Origin of the sequence: Curtobacterium sp. NPDC090223 (assembly GCF_044746585.1) — a bacterium.
GTDB lineage: Bacteria > Actinomycetota > Actinomycetes > Actinomycetales > Microbacteriaceae > Curtobacterium.
Window position 1 is genome coordinate 795,683 of the sequence record NZ_JBIVCN010000001.1, and the last position, 14,557, is coordinate 810,239.

Sequence of the window (14,557 nt, forward strand, 5' to 3'; positions counted from 1 at the left end):
CACCTCATGACCCGGTTCCTCATCGGGCGAGTGCTGCTGCTCGTCGTCGGCCTGCTCGTCGCGAGCATGATCATCTTCGCCACGCTCCGCGTGCTGCCCGGTGACGTCGCGCAGATCGTCGCGGGCACCCAGGCGACGCCGGCGCAGGTCGAGCAGCTCCGGCAGCAGCTCGGCCTGGACCGCCCCGCGATCGTGCAGTACCTGGACTGGATCGGCGGGGTGTTCCGGGGCGACCTCGGACGCTCGCTGGTCACGAACGGCGCCGTCGGCCCGGAGATCACCCAGAAGCTCGGGGTCACGCTCCCCCTGGCCGGGATGTCCCTGGCGGCGGCGCTCGTCCTCGGGGTGCCGCTCGGCGTCCTCGCCGCGGTGCTCCGGCGCCGTGCCGGCGGGGCGGTCATCGCATTCGTGGCGCAGGCCGTCGCGTCCGTGCCGATCGTCTGGGCCGGCATGCTCATGGTCGCGCTGTTCGCCGTGACGCTGCACTGGCTCCCGACGCAGGGCTTCCCGCTCGACGGGTGGTCCGAACCCGGGCGGGCGTTCGCGTCGCTCGTGCTGCCGGCACTGACGATCGGCGCCGTGGAGGGCGCGGTGATCCTCCGCTTCACCCGATCGGCCACGCTCTCGGTGCTCGACGCCGACCACCTCCGGACGGCGGCGGCGATCGGGCTCACCCGCACGCAGGCGCTGCTGCGGCACGGGCTCGGCTCGGTCGCGCTCACGGTGCTCGCGGTCCTCGGCGTGCAGATCGCCGGGCTCCTCGTCGGGGCCGTCGTCGTCGAGCAGCTGTTCTCGCTGCCCGGCGTCGGGCGGATGCTCGTCACCGACGTGGGACGCCGTGACATCACGAAGGTGCAGTCCGAGCTCCTCGTGCTCACCGGGCTCGTGCTGCTCGTCGGCTTCGCGGTCGACGTGGTGCACCGCACGCTCGACCCACGGCAGCGGGAGGCCGCATGACGCCCGGAGCCGGCATCCGCCGGATCGTCGCCCGCCCGACCGGGGCCTTCGCCGTCGTCGTCCTCGGCCTGCTCGTCGTCCTCGCGGTCGTGTCGCTGTTCTGGACGCCCCAGGACCCGTTCCGCGCCGACCCGTTCCACCAGTGGGACCCCCCGAGCGCCGCGCACTGGTTCGGCACCGACGGCATCGGCCGGGACATCGCCAGCTACCTGCTCGCCGGCACCCGCACGACGCTCGTCGTGGCGATCGGCGCCGGCGTGATCGCCAGTGTCGTCGGCATCGTCCTCACCGCGATCGGCTCGCTCACCGCGCGCTGGGTCCGTGAGGGCACCGCGGTCCTGCTCGACATCCTGGTGGCGTTCCCGACGCTCCTCACCGCGATGCTCCTCACGGCGGTCTTCGGCGGGTCGCTCGGGGTCGTGGTCGTGGCGGTCGGACTGAGCTTCGGCGTCACGATCGCCCGCGTCGCCCGCGGGGAGATCCGCCGCATCGCCAGGAGCGACTACGTCACGGCGGCCAGGGCGTCCGGTGTCGGGCCGGGTGGAGTGCTGTTCCGGCACCTCATCCCGAACGCGGCGCCGATCTTCACGGTGCAGCTCTCGCTCGCGATGGCGACCGCGGTCCTCGCCGAGGCCGGGCTCTCGTACCTGGGCTACGGCGCCGGGTCCGGGACCGCGTCGTGGGGCAGCCTGCTCGCCGACCTGCAGACCTACATCGGGGTGCACCCGTGGAGTGCGACCTGGCCGGGAGCGGCCATCGCGCTCGTCGTCGCGGCGCTCTCGCTGCTCGGGGACGCCATCCGCGACGCGTCGGACCCGCGGCTGACGTCGGGCGACCGCAGGAGCGGTACCGGCCGCGATGTCGACACCGCAGCACAGACGGGGGTCACCGCATGAGCGCGACCGCAGCCGGCGGGCTCGAGGTGCGTGGACTGTCGGTCCGCATCACGGGGCGGACGGTCCTGGACGACGTGACGTTCACCGTGCCTCCAGGCCGTCGTGTCGGCGTGATCGGCGCATCCGGATCCGGGAAGTCGATGACCGCACTGGCCCTGATGGGGCTGGAGCCGACCGGCGCCACGGTGGCGGGCAGCATCCGGCTGGACGGGACGGAGCTCGTCGGCATGCCGGAGCGGGCGCGTGCCGCGGTCCGCGGCGCGCGCATGGGGATGGTCTTCCAGGAACCGGGGACCGCGCTCGACCCGCTGCGCCGCGTCGGCAAGCAGATCGTCGAGCCCCTGCGGCTGCACCGCGGACTGGACCGACGGGGGGCGGACGCCGCCGCGCTGGACCTCGCCCGCGCGGTCGGGCTGCCCGATCCGGCGTCGCTGCTCCGGCAGTACCCGCACCAGCTCTCCGGTGGGCAGCGCCAGCGGATCTGCATCGCGATGGCGCTGGCCGGGCAGCCCGGTCTCGTGATCGCGGACGAACCCACCACGGCGCTCGACGTCACCACCGAGGCACGGATCCTCGACCTGCTCGCCGGACTCGACGTCTCGATCCTGTTCGTGACCCATGACCTCGCGGTCCTCGCCCGGATCGCCGACACCGCCGTGGTGCTCGACGCCGGGCGGGTCGTCGAGACCGGGAGCGTCACCGACCTGCTCGCCGCGCCGCAGCACGCAGCCACCCGGGCGCTCGTCGACGCGGCCCGCGCCACCGCCAGGAGGACCCCGTGAACGCCCTGACCGGCACCGGGAAGGCCGTGGTCGGCACCGGGAACGCCTTGGTCGGCACCGGCCTGCACCGCACGTACCGGCTCCCCCGCCGCGGGCCGTTCGAGCCCGGACCGATCCGCACGGCCGTGGATGGCGTCGACCTGACGGTCGCCACCGGGCAGCGGCTCGGGATCGTCGGTGAGTCGGGATCCGGCAAGTCGACGCTGGTGCGGCTGCTCGCCGGCCTGGAGGCTCCTTCCGCCGGCAGCGTGTCGGCCGACGGTCGTCCGGTGCTCGCGTCCGGGTCCGCTGCCGCGATGCGCTGGTTCCGGCGCGAGACCGGTGTGGTGTTCCAGGACCCGTACGCGTCGCTCGACCCGCGGATGCGCGTCGGTGCGATCGTCGCCGAGCCGCTCCGGGCCCTGCGGATCCCGGGGTCGCACCGGTCGCTGGTCGCATCGGCGCTGTCCCGCGTCGACCTGCCCACCGATGCGGTCGACCGGTACCCGCACGAGTTCTCCGGCGGGCAGCGGCAGCGCATCGCGATCGCGCGGGCAGTCGTGCACGGGCCGCGGATCCTGTTCGGGGACGAGCCGATGAGCGCCCTCGACGTGGTGGTGCGGGCGCGGGTCATCGAGTTGCTGGAGTCCCTCGCCGGGTCCCTCGGGTTGACGATGGTGCTCGTGTCGCACGACATCGGCGTGGTGCAGCGGCTGTGCGACACCGTCGCGGTGATGGCGGCGGGGCGGATCGTCGAGCACGGGCCGGTGTCGCTGCTGGACGCGCCGACGCACCCGGTGACGCGGGCGCTCGTGGAGGCGGCGCCGACGCTGCCGTAGGCGCGGGGCGCGGGCGGCGCGGCGCGCGGCGCGGCGGGCTTTGCGTGGCGCGGGCTCTTCGACACCGCAGAAGTCGATCGACCGGCGCCGTGTCGAACCATGCGGAGGGATCGTGTGCGTCTGCATACTTCGACACCGCAGAAGTCGATCGACCTCTGGCGTGTCGAAGTCGGGGGCCGCGCACGCCCACGCACGCCCGGCCCGCGCCCGCGCCCGGCCCCCGCACGCCCGGCCCGCGCCCACCCCGCGCCCACCCCGCGCCCGGCCCACTCCCGCACCCCGCCGCGCCCCCTCACCACCCGGGCGGGTGCCTCCGCTGCCACCGCAGCCGACGCTCGAGCTGCGCCCCGAGCGCCAGGAGCGTCCGCTCCCCTCCCGGGCGCCCGATCAACTGCACGCCCATCGGCAGCCCGCCACCGTCCGGGTGGTCCGGCGCAGTGACCCCGACCGGCAGCGTGATCGCCGGCAGGCCCGCGACGTTCGCCATCGAGGTCCACGGGGAGTACGCGCACTGGCGGCGGAAGTCCTCGGACGGGTCGTCCCCGTACCAGCCGAGCGGCCGCGGGGTGAGCGCCAGCGTCGGCGTCAGGACCGCGTCGAACCGGCCGAACGCGCTGATCAGGGTCGTGGAGAACGTGTCGAGTGCCGTCATCGCGTCGAGCACCTGCGTCCCCGACAGCGCCGCACCCCGGGCGACGAGCCACGACACGAGCGGTGTCAGCGCGTCGAGGTCGATCCCGGGCACGGACGGCAGCCGCGCCGCGGAGCTCTCCCACGCGACCCGGAACGCCGAGGCGTACGGCGCCCGGGGCATCGCGACGTCCTCGATGCCGTGCCCGACCTCCGAGAGCACCCGCACCGCGGTCTCCACCGCGTCCCGGGCTGCCGGGTCGACGACGACGTCCACGGTGTCGTCCCACGGCGACCCCTCGAGCACCCCGACGACGAAGCGTCCCTCGCCGCGGACGGCCGCGGCGGTGAACGGCCCGTCGCCGACGTCCGGCGTCACGAGCGCGTAGGGCACCGGCTCGTCGAGCCCCGTCGGCGCGACGAGCGCATCGAGGTACATCCCGGCGTCGGCGACCGTCCGCGTCAGCGGCCCGGCGACCGACAGCCCGCCGACGCCCGACCGCCCGGGCATCGACGGCACCCGCCCCCGGCTCGGCTTCAGCCCGACCAGGCCCGTCGCGGCCGCCGGGATCCGCACCGATCCCCCGCCGTCGGACCCGACCGCGGCCGGCAGCAGTCCGGCCGCCACCGCGACGGCCGCACCGCTCGAGGACCCGCCCGGCGCACGCGTGGTGTCGTACGGGTTGCGCGTCGTGCCGCGACGCGTCTCCGACGAGGACGACATGCCGAACTCCGGGCTCGCGGTCTTGCCGAGACTCACGGCGCCGGCCGCGGCGAGCGCCGCCACCAGCGGGTGGTCGACGGTCGCCGGCCGCTCCGGCAGCGCGACGGTCCCGGATCCGGTGGGCACGCCGGCCCGGTCGTACAGGTCCTTGTCCCCGGACGGGAGGCCGTACAGCGGTCGCGACGTCGGCACCAGGTGGCCGAGACGGTCGGCTCGGTCCCGTGCCGCGTCCGAGGTGACCGTCACGAACGCGCCGAGTCCGGGGTCGAGGCGGTCGATCCGGGCGAGATAGTGCTCGGTGGCTTCGCGGGCCGTCGTGTCGCCGCGACGGATCCAGTCCCAGAGTTCCTGTGCGGAGAGGTGGTGGAGTTCGAACACGGTTCCCGAGCCTAGTGACGCGCCCGCGACACCGTGGTGGGGTCCGCTCGCGCTCAGCGGACCGGGTAGGGGCGGACCCGCGACCTCCCCTGGAACGTCAGGATCGCCTCGTTGCGGACGTCACCGTGTTCGATCTCGATGGCCCGACGGATGGTCTCGGAGCGGGACCACGCCGAGGGACCGGACATCACCGTCCGGAGGAACGGCATGAGCGCCTCGCTGATCTCCCACGTCGAGGAGTTCCAGAGCAGTGACGGGCTGTGGTCCACCGCGTAGTAGTTCGTCGACGCCCCCACGGTCACCATCGGCTCGGTGAAGGTGGTGGCGCGTGCCCACTCGAAGCCCATGCCCTCGTCCACGGACACGTCGACGATGAGGCTCCCCGGACGGAAGGCGTCCAGGTCCTCGGTGCGGAGGTACGTCAGCGGGGCGTTCGGGTCCTGCAGCGTGCAGTTCACGACGATGTCGTTCTCGGCCAGGTACGGGGCGAGGCGCATCGGTCCCCGGTCGGTGGCGACGGTGCTGGCGTGCGGGGCCGCTGCGTCGTGTTCGAAGTGCACGACGTCGACGGACGGGATCGGTGACCCGACGGCGGCCGGTCGGCGGTTCGTGAGCACCCGGACGTCGTGCACCCCGTGGGCGTTCAGCGCGGTGACGGCGCCGCGGGCGGTGGCGCCGAAGCCGATCACGACGGCGGTCAGCCGGCGGCCGTAGTCGCCGGTGGAGCCGCAGAGCTGCAGCCCGTGCAGCACGGAGCAGTACCCGGCGAGCTCGTTGTTCTTGTGGAAGACGTGCAGCCCGAAGCCGCCGTCGGGCTGCCAGTGGTTCATGGCCTCCCACGCGATCAGCGTCAGCTGCTTGTCGATCGCGAGCTGGGTGATCTCCCGGTTCTGGACGCAGTGCGGCCAGCCCCAGAGGACCTGGCCGTCCCGGAGCTCGGCCAGGTCGGATGCCTGCGGCTTCGGGAGCAGGACGACGTCGGCTGCCGCGAGCACCTCGGCACGGTCGGCGAGCGCGCCGACCAGGGGTTCGAGCTGTTCGTCGGGGACGCCGAAGCGCAGACCGTAGCCCCGTTCGACGACCATGGCCGCTCGGAGGTCCGCGTCGATGCGGCCGAAGTGGGCGGGGTGGACGGGCAGCCGGTGTTCGTCGGCCTTCCGGGAGGTCGCTACGACCCCGAGACGGAGGAGTCCCGGAGACGGTTCGGTTTCGGTCATGGTGCACTGTAGGCCGTCGGTCTGCCAGGCCGTCGCCCTGCCAGGCCGTCGCTCCCGGTGCTCGGTACGCTCGTCGGGTGAGTCGCACCTACCCGTCCACCATCGCGGCGCCGCTCCGGCACGAGATCGTGGTCACGAAGTCGCGGTTCATCACCTCCCTCGTGCCGGTGGCGGACGTCGCGGACGCAGACCGGGCCATCGCCGAGGTGCGTCGCGCCGCGTGGGACGCACGGCACCACTGCACCGCGATGGTCACGGGCGTCCTCGGCGACCAGGCACGGTCCTCCGACGACGGAGAGCCGTCGGGGACCGCCGGTGTCCCGATGCTCGAGGTCCTGCGCCGTCGGGACCTGACGGACGTCGTCGCGATCGTCACGCGGTACTTCGGCGGGGTGAAGCTCGGCGCGGGCGGGCTCGTCCGGGCCTACTCGACGTCCGTGTCCGAGGCACTCGACCACGCCACCGTCGTCCGCCGCGTCGCGCTCACCCGGGTCACGGTGGACGTCGAGCACGCCGATGCCGGCCGGCTCGACAACGTGCTGCGCTCCTGGGTCGACCACCACGGCGCCACCCTCGGGACCACCACGTACGGTGCCGCCGCCACGTTCGAGCTCTGGGTCCCCGACCAGGACCTCGAGGTGCTGCGGGCGGACCTCGCCGCGGCGTCCGCGGGTGCGCTCGACCCGGTCGTCGGCGATGCCCGCGTGGTGGACGTGCTGCCGTGACCGTGACGCTGCAGGACGACGAGGTCGCCGGGCCGGCCGGTCCGGTGCCGATCCGTCGCTACCGGCCGACCGTCGTCCGCGCCGGGTCGCCGACCCTGCTCTGGCTGCACGGTGGCGGCTTCTTCGCCGGTGACCTCGACCTGCCGGAGTCGGATGCCGTCGCCCGGGCGCTCGCGGCACGCGGGGTTCCCGTCGTGACGGTCGACTACCGGCTCTCGCCGCTCCCGGGGCTGCCGTTGGTGGGCCGACGCGGACCCCGTGCGCGGACGCCGTTCCCGCTGGCGCACCACGAGGTGCTGGCCGCCCACCGCTCGGTCCGCGAGCAGGCGTCCGACGGCGTGGTGCTCGGTGGTGCGAGTGCCGGTGCGTGTCTGGCCGCTGCGGCCGCGCTCGCCGTGGCCGACGACGCGCCGGCACCGGTCGGCGTGTTCCTCGCCTACGGGTTCTTCCACGCGCGGACGCCCCGGGACCCGGCGATCACCCGGACCGTGCGCGGACACCGTCGTCTGACGCACGCGCCGTCGGCCCTCGACGCCGCGAACCGCGCCCATGCCCGCACCCGCGGTGCCCGCGCCGACGCCCGTGCGTTCCCGGGAGGTCATCCGCTGCACACCTTCCCGCGCACGCTCCTGCTCGACGCCGACCACGACACGATGCGTGCGTCCGCGGAGCGGTTCGCCGCCGAGCTCGCCGCGGCGGGCGTCGATGTCGAGCGGCACGTGCTGGCCGGCAGCCGGCACGCGTTCCTGAACCGCCCGGGCACGCCGGACTCCTCGGCCGCGATCGAGCTCGCGACCGCGTGGCTCGCCGCGAGCGGCCCGGACGCGGGTGACGGCAGCGCCGTCACCCGCTAGCGTCGGGCCCGTGACCACGGACCGTGCAGCCGCCGAGCGGGTGCTGCAGCAGGTCCACGGCAGCGCACCGGGCTGGAGGCTCGGCTCGCCGCTCCGGGGCGGGCTGCAGTCCGGTGCGTGGACCGTCCGGCACGACGACGGCCGGGCGGCGGTCCTGAAGGTCACCGCCGACGCCGAGTGGGGTCGTCGCGTGACGGCCGCTGCGGCTGCCGTCGCGGCCGCCCGGCGTGCCGGGTACCCGACCCCGGCGTGGTCCGCGGTCGGCACGACGAGCGCGGGCGCCACGTACGTCCTGCAGGACCGGTGCCCGGGGCGGACCATCGAGCTCGTCGACGACCGCGCCGCAGCGGCGGTCGTCGACGTCGTCGAGTCGCAGGCCGGCCTCGACCCGGATCCCGGCCGCTCGTGGACGGACTTCGTGCGCGAGCAGCTCGGTGACGGTCGGGACCGGCTCCGCTCCGGCGCCCGGCAACACGGGGCCGACCGTCGCCTGCTCGACGTGTGCGACCGCCTGGCCGACGGAGCCGACCGGGTCGTCTGGCCACGGACCGACATGGTGCACGGTGACCTCCGTCCGGCGAACCTGCTGTTCCAGGACGGCGTCGTGCGCGGCGTCGTCGACATCGAGGCGATCGGCAGCGACACGCGCGCCGTCGACTTCGCGACGCTGCTCAGTCACGGGCCGATCAAACCGCGCGCGCTCGCGCGGATCGTCGACGCGGGCTCCAGGGCCGCGGACCCGGTCGTCCTCCGTGCCTGCGTCGCGCTCGTCCTCCTCGACCTCGTCCGGTTCACCGGCGAGCGCCTCGGGCTGTCGTCCCGCGACCGTGCGGACCGCGTCCGGGCACTCACCGAGCGCGCGGAGACCGTCGAGCGTCTCGCAGGCTGACCCGGCGCGCTCGCCGGCTACCCCAGCGCACCGCGCGCCGCGATCGCCCGGTTCGCGGAGGCGATCGCCGCGCGGTCCTCGTCGCTGAGGCCGGCCCGGCGGAGGATCCCGTCGATGACCTCGTCCTTGGCCGCCAGGTACGCGTCGATGTCCGCCGCGGTCTCGGCCGCGCGGAGCTTGACCGCGCCGTACTCGTCGCGGAGCGCCGGGTCGGCTCGCAGGACGTCCCGCACCGCGAGGTGGTTCCGGAGGGCAAGCGAGCCGTCCGTCACGACGTACGTGTTGCTCGGTCGGAAGCGCTCCGGCGTCACGAGGGCGACCCGTCCGGGCACGCCGACGCCGGCGGACCGCTCGAACCCGATCCGGCTGAGCGCTCGCACGGCGGCGTCGACGTCCGGGGCCACCACCACGACATCGACGTCGATGACGGGTTTCGCGGCGAGACCCGGCACCGCCGTGCTCCCGACGTGTTCGATCGCGACCGGGGTCGTGCCGGACGCCCGGAGCGCGGCCGCGTAGGCGTCCTGCAGCTCGCCGAACCGGTCGGCCCACTCGTCCCGGTACGCCACGACCTGCACCCTCGCCATGTCCGCGACGCTACCCGCAGCACGGGCGGTGTCAGGGTGCGCGGCGCACCGTGGGGCGGCTCCGCCGGCCGGAGGTCAGCCACGTCCCCAGTGTCACGACGACCGGCAGGCCGAGCGCGAGGAGCACGAGCATCGTCCAGTCCGGCGCGAACGGGGTGTGCGTGACCCCCGCGGCGGAGTCCGAGAACCGGAGCGTGAGCGCCCGGATCGGCAGCAACCCGAGCGCGGTACCGATCACCGCGCCGACGGCCGAGAGGATCGCCGCCTGCCAGGTCGAGATGCGCCGCCGCAGGCGCGGTGCCGCTCCGACGGCGTCGAGCACCTCGTCGTCCCGCCGGCCGTCGGCCCGGGCCAGCCCGACCGCGACTCCGGTCGCACCGATCGTCACCGCGGCGGCCAACGCCAGGGCGACGGTCATCACCGGGGCCGAGCCGTCCACCGGCCCGGCCTCGTAGCTGAAGGCCGGCCCGCCCCATGCATCGCGGTCCGCTCCCCCACGGGCCTGCCAGGCCGAGTTCAGGTCGTCCCACTGCGCCGTCGTCAGCTGCCCGGGCAGCCGGGTGACGAGCATGCCGTCGACCACCGGGACGCCGTGCGCTCGTGCGGTCTCCGGGGTCATGAAGACACCGACCATGATGCGCGGGCTCTGCACGTCGAGGACCGCGGGGATGCTGACACTGGCGTCCGGACGGGTACCGCCCGACGGCAGCGGGTCGTCCCAGTCCCGGTCCTCGAAGGTGTCGATGCGGACCGCGCCGTCGTGGACGTACTCCGGCCAGAGCGAGACCGCCCTGCCCGAGGCGAGCGCGTCCGTCACGGCAGCCGAGGTGCGGTGCCCGGTGAGCACCGCGAGGTCGTCCGCCGTGCCGGCCCAGATGTGCGGGGCGCTGCTGTCCGTGGACTGCAGGAACCGCGAGCACGTCGTGGTGTCGTTCGTGGGACAGTCGCGCTGCTGCCAGTCGTGCGGCAGGGTCTGCGTGCCGGGATGCTCCGTCGTCTGCTCCTGCGCGACGCCGAGCACCCGCACGCGGTCGTGGTCGAGCACGCGCCCGACGACCTCGGCGGCGTGCCGGGTCACGGCGGCGTCGTACCCGCCGTTGTCCACCGAGACGTCGGCCGTGGCGACGCCGACGGCCGTGCGGTACTCGTAGTCGCGGACGAACGCGGCGTGCGACGACGCCGTCCAGGTCATCACCACGGACGCGACGAACACCACGCTCATGACGCTGGCGAGCACGGGGACGGTCCGGATCGGGTTGCGTCGGGCGTCCCGGGCGGCGAGCCGCGGCGCGAGGCCGAGGCGTTCCGTGGAGCGGGCGGCCGCGGCGAGCACCTCGGGCGCGCAGAGCACGACCCCGAGCTGGACCAGGCACGGGCCGAGGGCGACCCCGGCACCGACGAGCCAGGCGAGGTCGTCGTGCTGCACCGGGCGGTCGTTGAGCATCAGGACACCGACACCGCAGGCCAGGGTCATCACGGCTCCGACGACGACGAGCACGGGACCCCAGGTCCGGCGCCGGGCACGGGTCTTCCGGCTCGGGGTCACCGGACGTCGGGAACCGCGCAGTGCGCTGAGGACGTCGATCCGGGTCGCGGCCCGTGCGGCGACCAGCGAGGAGACCAGGCCGGCGAGCACCCCGGCACCCGCGATCGCGAGCAGCAGGAGCACCGGGACGTGGAACCCCGGGTACGCCGTGACGTCGCCGTCGTCGAGGACACCGAACGCGACCCGCCCGATGCCGATGCCGGCGGCGACGCCGAGGACGGCCGCGGTCACGCCGAGCACCAGGCCGGAGCCGGCGACGACGGTCCGGACGAACCGCCGGTCACCGCCGACACTGGCGAGGATCGCGTACGAGCGCGCTTCCGCGCGGGTCCCGACGAGGAACGCCGCACCGGCGAGGAGTGCGACCTCGAAGAGCGCGAAGACGCCGATCAACCCGAGGCCGGCGAGGTACCAGTTCATCCCGCTCCCCTGCCCGCCGACGCGGTCGTCCGGCGGGTCGAGGACCACCGGGCGGGACTCGACGACGATGCCGTGCGCGTTGAGCGCGCGGATCTCCGACCACGTCGGAGCGTCGGTCGCCAGGTACACGGTCAGGTCGTACGGGTCGACACCGGTGGCGTCCGACGCGCTCCCGAGCGTGGTGCCCCACGGCAGGTACACGCCCTGGGCGTCCGACGTGGCGCCGAGGTCGCGCATGGTCCCGGTGATCGTGAACCGTTTCGTCATCGGGTCGGTGACGTCGACCGTGTCGCCGATGCGGGCGTCGAGGCGTTCCAGCGTCGCGGGGGTGACCATCACCTCGGCGGGGGTCGTCGGCACGCTGCCGCTCAGGACGCGCCAGTGCCCGTCGAGGGCGTCGTCCCACGTGCTGCCCTCGGTCCCCGGCAGCGCGACCGGCCCCTTCGGCCCGTCCACGACGACGTTCGTCGAGCCCACCGGGATCGAGACCGCGCCGGACGGGACGTGGTCGAGGACGGACGTCCACGGCTGGTCGGCGTCGGAGGAACGGAACGCCGGGGAGTTCCGGCGGGTGTCGGTGACCTGCCAGTCGACCGGGTCCTGCCGCATCCCCGCCAGGTCGGGACCGACGACCCGCATCTGCGCCGCCGCGTGCCCGAGCGAGTAGTCGAGCCCCTCGACCGTGGTCGCCTTGGTCGACTGCACCACGACCGCTGCCGCCGCGAAGCCCGCGGTCGGGACGCCGATGAGCGCCACGATGAGCGCCGCACGGCCGAGGCGGGCGAAGGCGAGTCGTCGGCCGAGCCGGATCGCCGTCCGGAGCGCGAGCGGCGTCCGGACCGTCAGGTCGGGTCGCGCGGCTTCCGGTCGACGGCGGCCCCCGGTGGAGTCCCGTCGGCCGCTCACGAGCCGGACCGTCCGGTCGCGAGCGTGAGTTCGACGCCGGAGTAGGCGGTCTCGTCGACGATCCGGCCGTCCCGGAGGAACACGATCCGGTCGGCCCAGGCGGCGTGTCGTGCGTCGTGCGTGACGAGGAGGGCACCGGCACCGGCGTCGACGTGCCGACGGAGCATGCGCAGCACCACCTCACCGGTCTGCGAGTCGAGGGCACCCGTCGGTTCGTCGGCGAGCACGAGCCGCCGGTCACCGACGACACCGCGGGCGATCGCCACGCGCTGCTGCTGTCCTCCCGAGAGGTCGTCCGGGTACGCGTCCGCGCGGTGCGCGAGTTCGACGTTGTCGAGCGCGAGCTCGGCAGCACGTCGGGCACGGCTCGGCTTCCAGCCGTCGAGCTCCAGCGGGAGCGCGACGTTCTCGGCGGCCGTGAGCGACGGGATGAGGTTGAAGTCCTGGAAGACGAACCCGACGAGCCTGCGTCGGAGTGCCGCGAGGTCCCGCGCGGGGCGATCGGAGAGCCAGTCCCCGTCGATCACGACCTCACCGCTCGTCGGCGGGAGCAGGGTGCCGGCGCACGCCAGCAGCGTCGACTTCCCGGACCCGGACGTACCCATCACGGCGACCATCTCGCCACGGGCCACCCGGAGGTCGATGCCGGCGAGCGCCGTGACGGCCTTCGCGCCGGACCCGTACTGCACGCTGACGGCGTCGAGCTCGAGGAGCGGCGCGGCCGTGGCCCCCGGCGCGGTCACCGGGCACCCCGCGCGGAACCCGAGGACGACGGCGACTGCGACGCAGGCGCAGGCGAGGGCGAGGGCGAGGGCGATGCCGACGGGCGGTACCGCGCGACGGAGGTCTCGACGTGGTCGAGCCACCGGACCTCGGACTCCGCCTGGAACACCATCGACTCGAGCACCAGCGACCACGCGAGGTCGGACGCCGGGTCCGCCGACCGCTTCAGTCGCGTCAGGTCCTGCAGGTTCCGCAGTGCCGCGGCACGCTGCACCTGCACGAGCCGGGCGACGTCGACACCGGGGACGGTCACCGCGAGCGCGAACTTGATCGCGAGCTCGTCCCGGCCCCGTTTGGCCGGCACCGGCTCGCTGAACCACCGGGCGACCTCCTGGTGGCCCGCCGGCGTCGCCGTGTAGACGACGTGTCCGTCGTCGTCGGCGTCGCCGCGGGCCACCAGACCGTCCCGCTCGAGGCGGTCGAGCGTCGTGTAGACCTGGCCGATGTTCAGCGGCCAGCTCCCGCCGGTCCTGTGCTCGAACTCCCCCCGGAGTTGGTACCCGTACCCGGGTCCTCCCACCAGCAGCGCGAGTACACCCATCCTGACGCTCATGCGATCCCCCTCGCGGTCGTGTCCGACGCGTGCGCCGCCCCGGTGGACGACGCGCTCGTGGACATACCGAGTATGCCCATACTCGGTATGCATCCGCAAGCCCCGTTCCGGGAGCGCGTCACCCGGCGACGAGCAGGTACCCGGCCAGGACGAACCCGCACACCGCGATCGCGATCCGGAGCGGGGTCTGCGGCACCCGGCGGGCGACGGACGGCCCGATCAGCCCGCCGACCACGGCCCCGGCGCCGAGGGGCCACACCATCGACCAGACCACGGTGCCCGACACCGCGAACAGCACGGCGGGCAACAGGTCCGCCGCGACCAGCAGCACGTTCTTCAGCGCGTTCGCCCGGTGCAGCACGGGCTCCCCGTCGAGCAGCATCACCGCGATCATCAGCACGCCGGACCCCGCCCCGAAGTACCCGTTGTACAGCGACACCGCGGACACGCTCGCGGCCGCGGTCCCGCGCCGCATCCGTGCTGCGCCACGACGGCGGTCGATCCACGGCTGTGCCAGGAGCAGCACGGACCCGGCGGCGACCAGGAACGGCACGATCCGGTCGAACAGGTGTGCCGGTGTCACGAGCAGCAGCCCGGCACCGACCGCGGACACGACGACGGTCACCGGCAACCACCGGCGGAGCGTGGGCCCGTGGCCGTCCAGGTCGCCCCGCGCCCGGAGCGCCGAGCTCGCACCGCTGCCGAGCAGCGCGACCGAGTTCGTCACGTTCGCGGCGAGCGCCGGCACGCCGACCGCGAGGAGCGCCGGGTACGCCACGAGCGACGTGATGCCACCAGCGGTGCCGATCACGCCGGCGAGGACCCCGGCGGCCAGCAGGAACAGCGCGGTGAGCACACGGCGATCCTGGCACACCCCGAGGGATGGGACGAT

General features: G+C 74.4%; 14 protein-coding genes. 7 read left to right on the forward strand and 7 right to left on the reverse strand.

Annotated features, from left to right (window positions below; genetic code table 11):
• The first annotated feature begins 6 nt into the window (after nucleotides 1–6).
• From ACIPJY_RS03710 to ACIPJY_RS03725, 4 genes are read left to right on the forward strand one after another with little or no spacing between them, the layout of a single operon-like run.
• Nucleotides 7–957: an ABC transporter permease gene (locus ACIPJY_RS03710; protein WP_400459303.1), complete on the forward strand. Its 951-nt coding sequence runs from the start codon at nucleotides 7–9 to the stop codon at nucleotides 955–957.
• Nucleotides 954–1,853 carry an ABC transporter permease gene (locus ACIPJY_RS03715; RefSeq protein WP_400459300.1) on the forward strand — a complete coding sequence of 300 codons (900 nt, stop codon included), beginning with the start codon at nucleotides 954–956 and terminating at the stop codon, nucleotides 1,851–1,853. The genes ACIPJY_RS03710 and ACIPJY_RS03715 overlap by 4 nt, the downstream gene beginning before the upstream one ends.
• Nucleotides 1,850–2,635, forward strand: a complete 786-nt coding sequence (locus ACIPJY_RS03720) for an ABC transporter ATP-binding protein (protein WP_400459297.1) — start codon at nucleotides 1,850–1,852, stop codon at nucleotides 2,633–2,635. The genes ACIPJY_RS03715 and ACIPJY_RS03720 overlap by 4 nt, the downstream gene beginning before the upstream one ends.
• A 5-nt stretch (nucleotides 2,636–2,640) precedes the next feature.
• Nucleotides 2,641–3,453, forward strand: coding sequence for an ABC transporter ATP-binding protein (locus ACIPJY_RS03725; protein WP_400460859.1), 813 nt, complete (start codon nucleotides 2,641–2,643; stop codon nucleotides 3,451–3,453).
• Between the two features lie 292 nt (nucleotides 3,454–3,745).
• On the opposite strand, the gene ACIPJY_RS03730 is transcribed toward ACIPJY_RS03725, so the two are convergent.
• Nucleotides 3,746–5,185, reverse strand: a complete 1,440-nt coding sequence (locus ACIPJY_RS03730; protein WP_400459294.1) for an amidase — start codon at nucleotides 5,183–5,185, stop codon at nucleotides 3,746–3,748.
• Nucleotides 5,186–5,238: 53 nt separating this feature from the next.
• Complete coding sequence (locus tag ACIPJY_RS03735) at nucleotides 5,239–6,402, reverse strand: N(5)-(carboxyethyl)ornithine synthase (RefSeq protein WP_400459291.1); 1,164 nt, start codon at nucleotides 6,400–6,402, stop codon at nucleotides 5,239–5,241.
• 77 nt (nucleotides 6,403–6,479) lie between these two features.
• On the opposite strand from ACIPJY_RS03735, the gene ACIPJY_RS03740 reads away from it, so the two are divergent.
• The 3 genes from ACIPJY_RS03740 to ACIPJY_RS03750 are packed head-to-tail and all read left to right on the forward strand — an operon-like array spanning nucleotide 6,480 to nucleotide 8,870.
• The gene (locus ACIPJY_RS03740; protein WP_400459288.1) at nucleotides 6,480–7,127 is read left to right on the forward strand and encodes an IMPACT family protein; all 648 of its coding nucleotides are present in this window, start codon (nucleotides 6,480–6,482) and stop codon (nucleotides 7,125–7,127) included.
• Entirely contained in the window at nucleotides 7,124–7,981 is an 858-nt protein-coding gene (locus ACIPJY_RS03745; RefSeq protein ID WP_400459285.1) for an alpha/beta hydrolase, read from the forward strand. The genes ACIPJY_RS03740 and ACIPJY_RS03745 overlap by 4 nt, the downstream gene beginning before the upstream one ends.
• 10 nt (nucleotides 7,982–7,991) lie before the next feature.
• Nucleotides 7,992–8,870 (forward strand): phosphotransferase, encoded by an 879-nt coding sequence (locus tag ACIPJY_RS03750; protein WP_400459282.1) that lies wholly within the window; start codon nucleotides 7,992–7,994, stop codon nucleotides 8,868–8,870.
• 17 nt (nucleotides 8,871–8,887) lie between these two features.
• Here the strand turns inward: ACIPJY_RS03750 and ACIPJY_RS03755 are convergent, their stop codons facing one another.
• The 5 genes from ACIPJY_RS03755 to ACIPJY_RS03775 form a co-directional block, all read right to left on the reverse strand.
• Nucleotides 8,888–9,457, reverse strand: coding sequence for a GrpB family protein (locus ACIPJY_RS03755; protein ID WP_400459279.1), 570 nt, complete (start codon nucleotides 9,455–9,457; stop codon nucleotides 8,888–8,890).
• Nucleotides 9,458–9,488: 31 nt separating this feature from the next.
• Entirely contained in the window at nucleotides 9,489–12,329 is a 2,841-nt protein-coding gene (locus tag ACIPJY_RS03760) for an FtsX-like permease family protein (RefSeq protein ID WP_400459276.1), read from the reverse strand.
• The gene (locus tag ACIPJY_RS03765) at nucleotides 12,326–13,072 is read right to left on the reverse strand and encodes an ABC transporter ATP-binding protein (RefSeq protein WP_400459274.1); all 747 of its coding nucleotides are present in this window, start codon (nucleotides 13,070–13,072) and stop codon (nucleotides 12,326–12,328) included. The genes ACIPJY_RS03760 and ACIPJY_RS03765 overlap by 4 nt, the downstream gene beginning before the upstream one ends.
• Nucleotides 13,069–13,665 (reverse strand): PadR family transcriptional regulator, encoded by a 597-nt coding sequence (locus tag ACIPJY_RS03770; protein WP_400459271.1) that lies wholly within the window; start codon nucleotides 13,663–13,665, stop codon nucleotides 13,069–13,071. Before ACIPJY_RS03770 ends, ACIPJY_RS03765 begins: the two co-directional genes overlap by 4 nt.
• Before the next feature lie 118 nt (nucleotides 13,666–13,783).
• The gene (locus tag ACIPJY_RS03775; RefSeq protein ID WP_400459268.1) at nucleotides 13,784–14,521 is read right to left on the reverse strand and encodes a sulfite exporter TauE/SafE family protein; all 738 of its coding nucleotides are present in this window, start codon (nucleotides 14,519–14,521) and stop codon (nucleotides 13,784–13,786) included.
• Between the last annotated feature and the right edge of the window lie 36 nt (nucleotides 14,522–14,557).

Coding starts and splice junctions, on each gene's coding strand:
- ACIPJY_RS03770 (WP_400459271.1), bottom strand. CDS start 13,665: ATGAGCGTCAGGATGGGTGTACTCGCGCTGCTGGTGGGAGGACCCGGG.
- ACIPJY_RS03715 (WP_400459300.1), top strand. CDS start 954: ATGACGCCCGGAGCCGGCATCCGCCGGATCGTCGCCCGCCCGACCGGG.
- ACIPJY_RS03755 (WP_400459279.1), bottom strand. CDS start 9,457: ATGGCGAGGGTGCAGGTCGTGGCGTACCGGGACGAGTGGGCCGACCGG.
- ACIPJY_RS03710 (WP_400459303.1), top strand. CDS start 7: ATGACCCGGTTCCTCATCGGGCGAGTGCTGCTGCTCGTCGTCGGCCTG.
- ACIPJY_RS03735 (WP_400459291.1), bottom strand. CDS start 6,402: ATGACCGAAACCGAACCGTCTCCGGGACTCCTCCGTCTCGGGGTCGTA.
- ACIPJY_RS03720 (WP_400459297.1), top strand. CDS start 1,850: ATGAGCGCGACCGCAGCCGGCGGGCTCGAGGTGCGTGGACTGTCGGTC.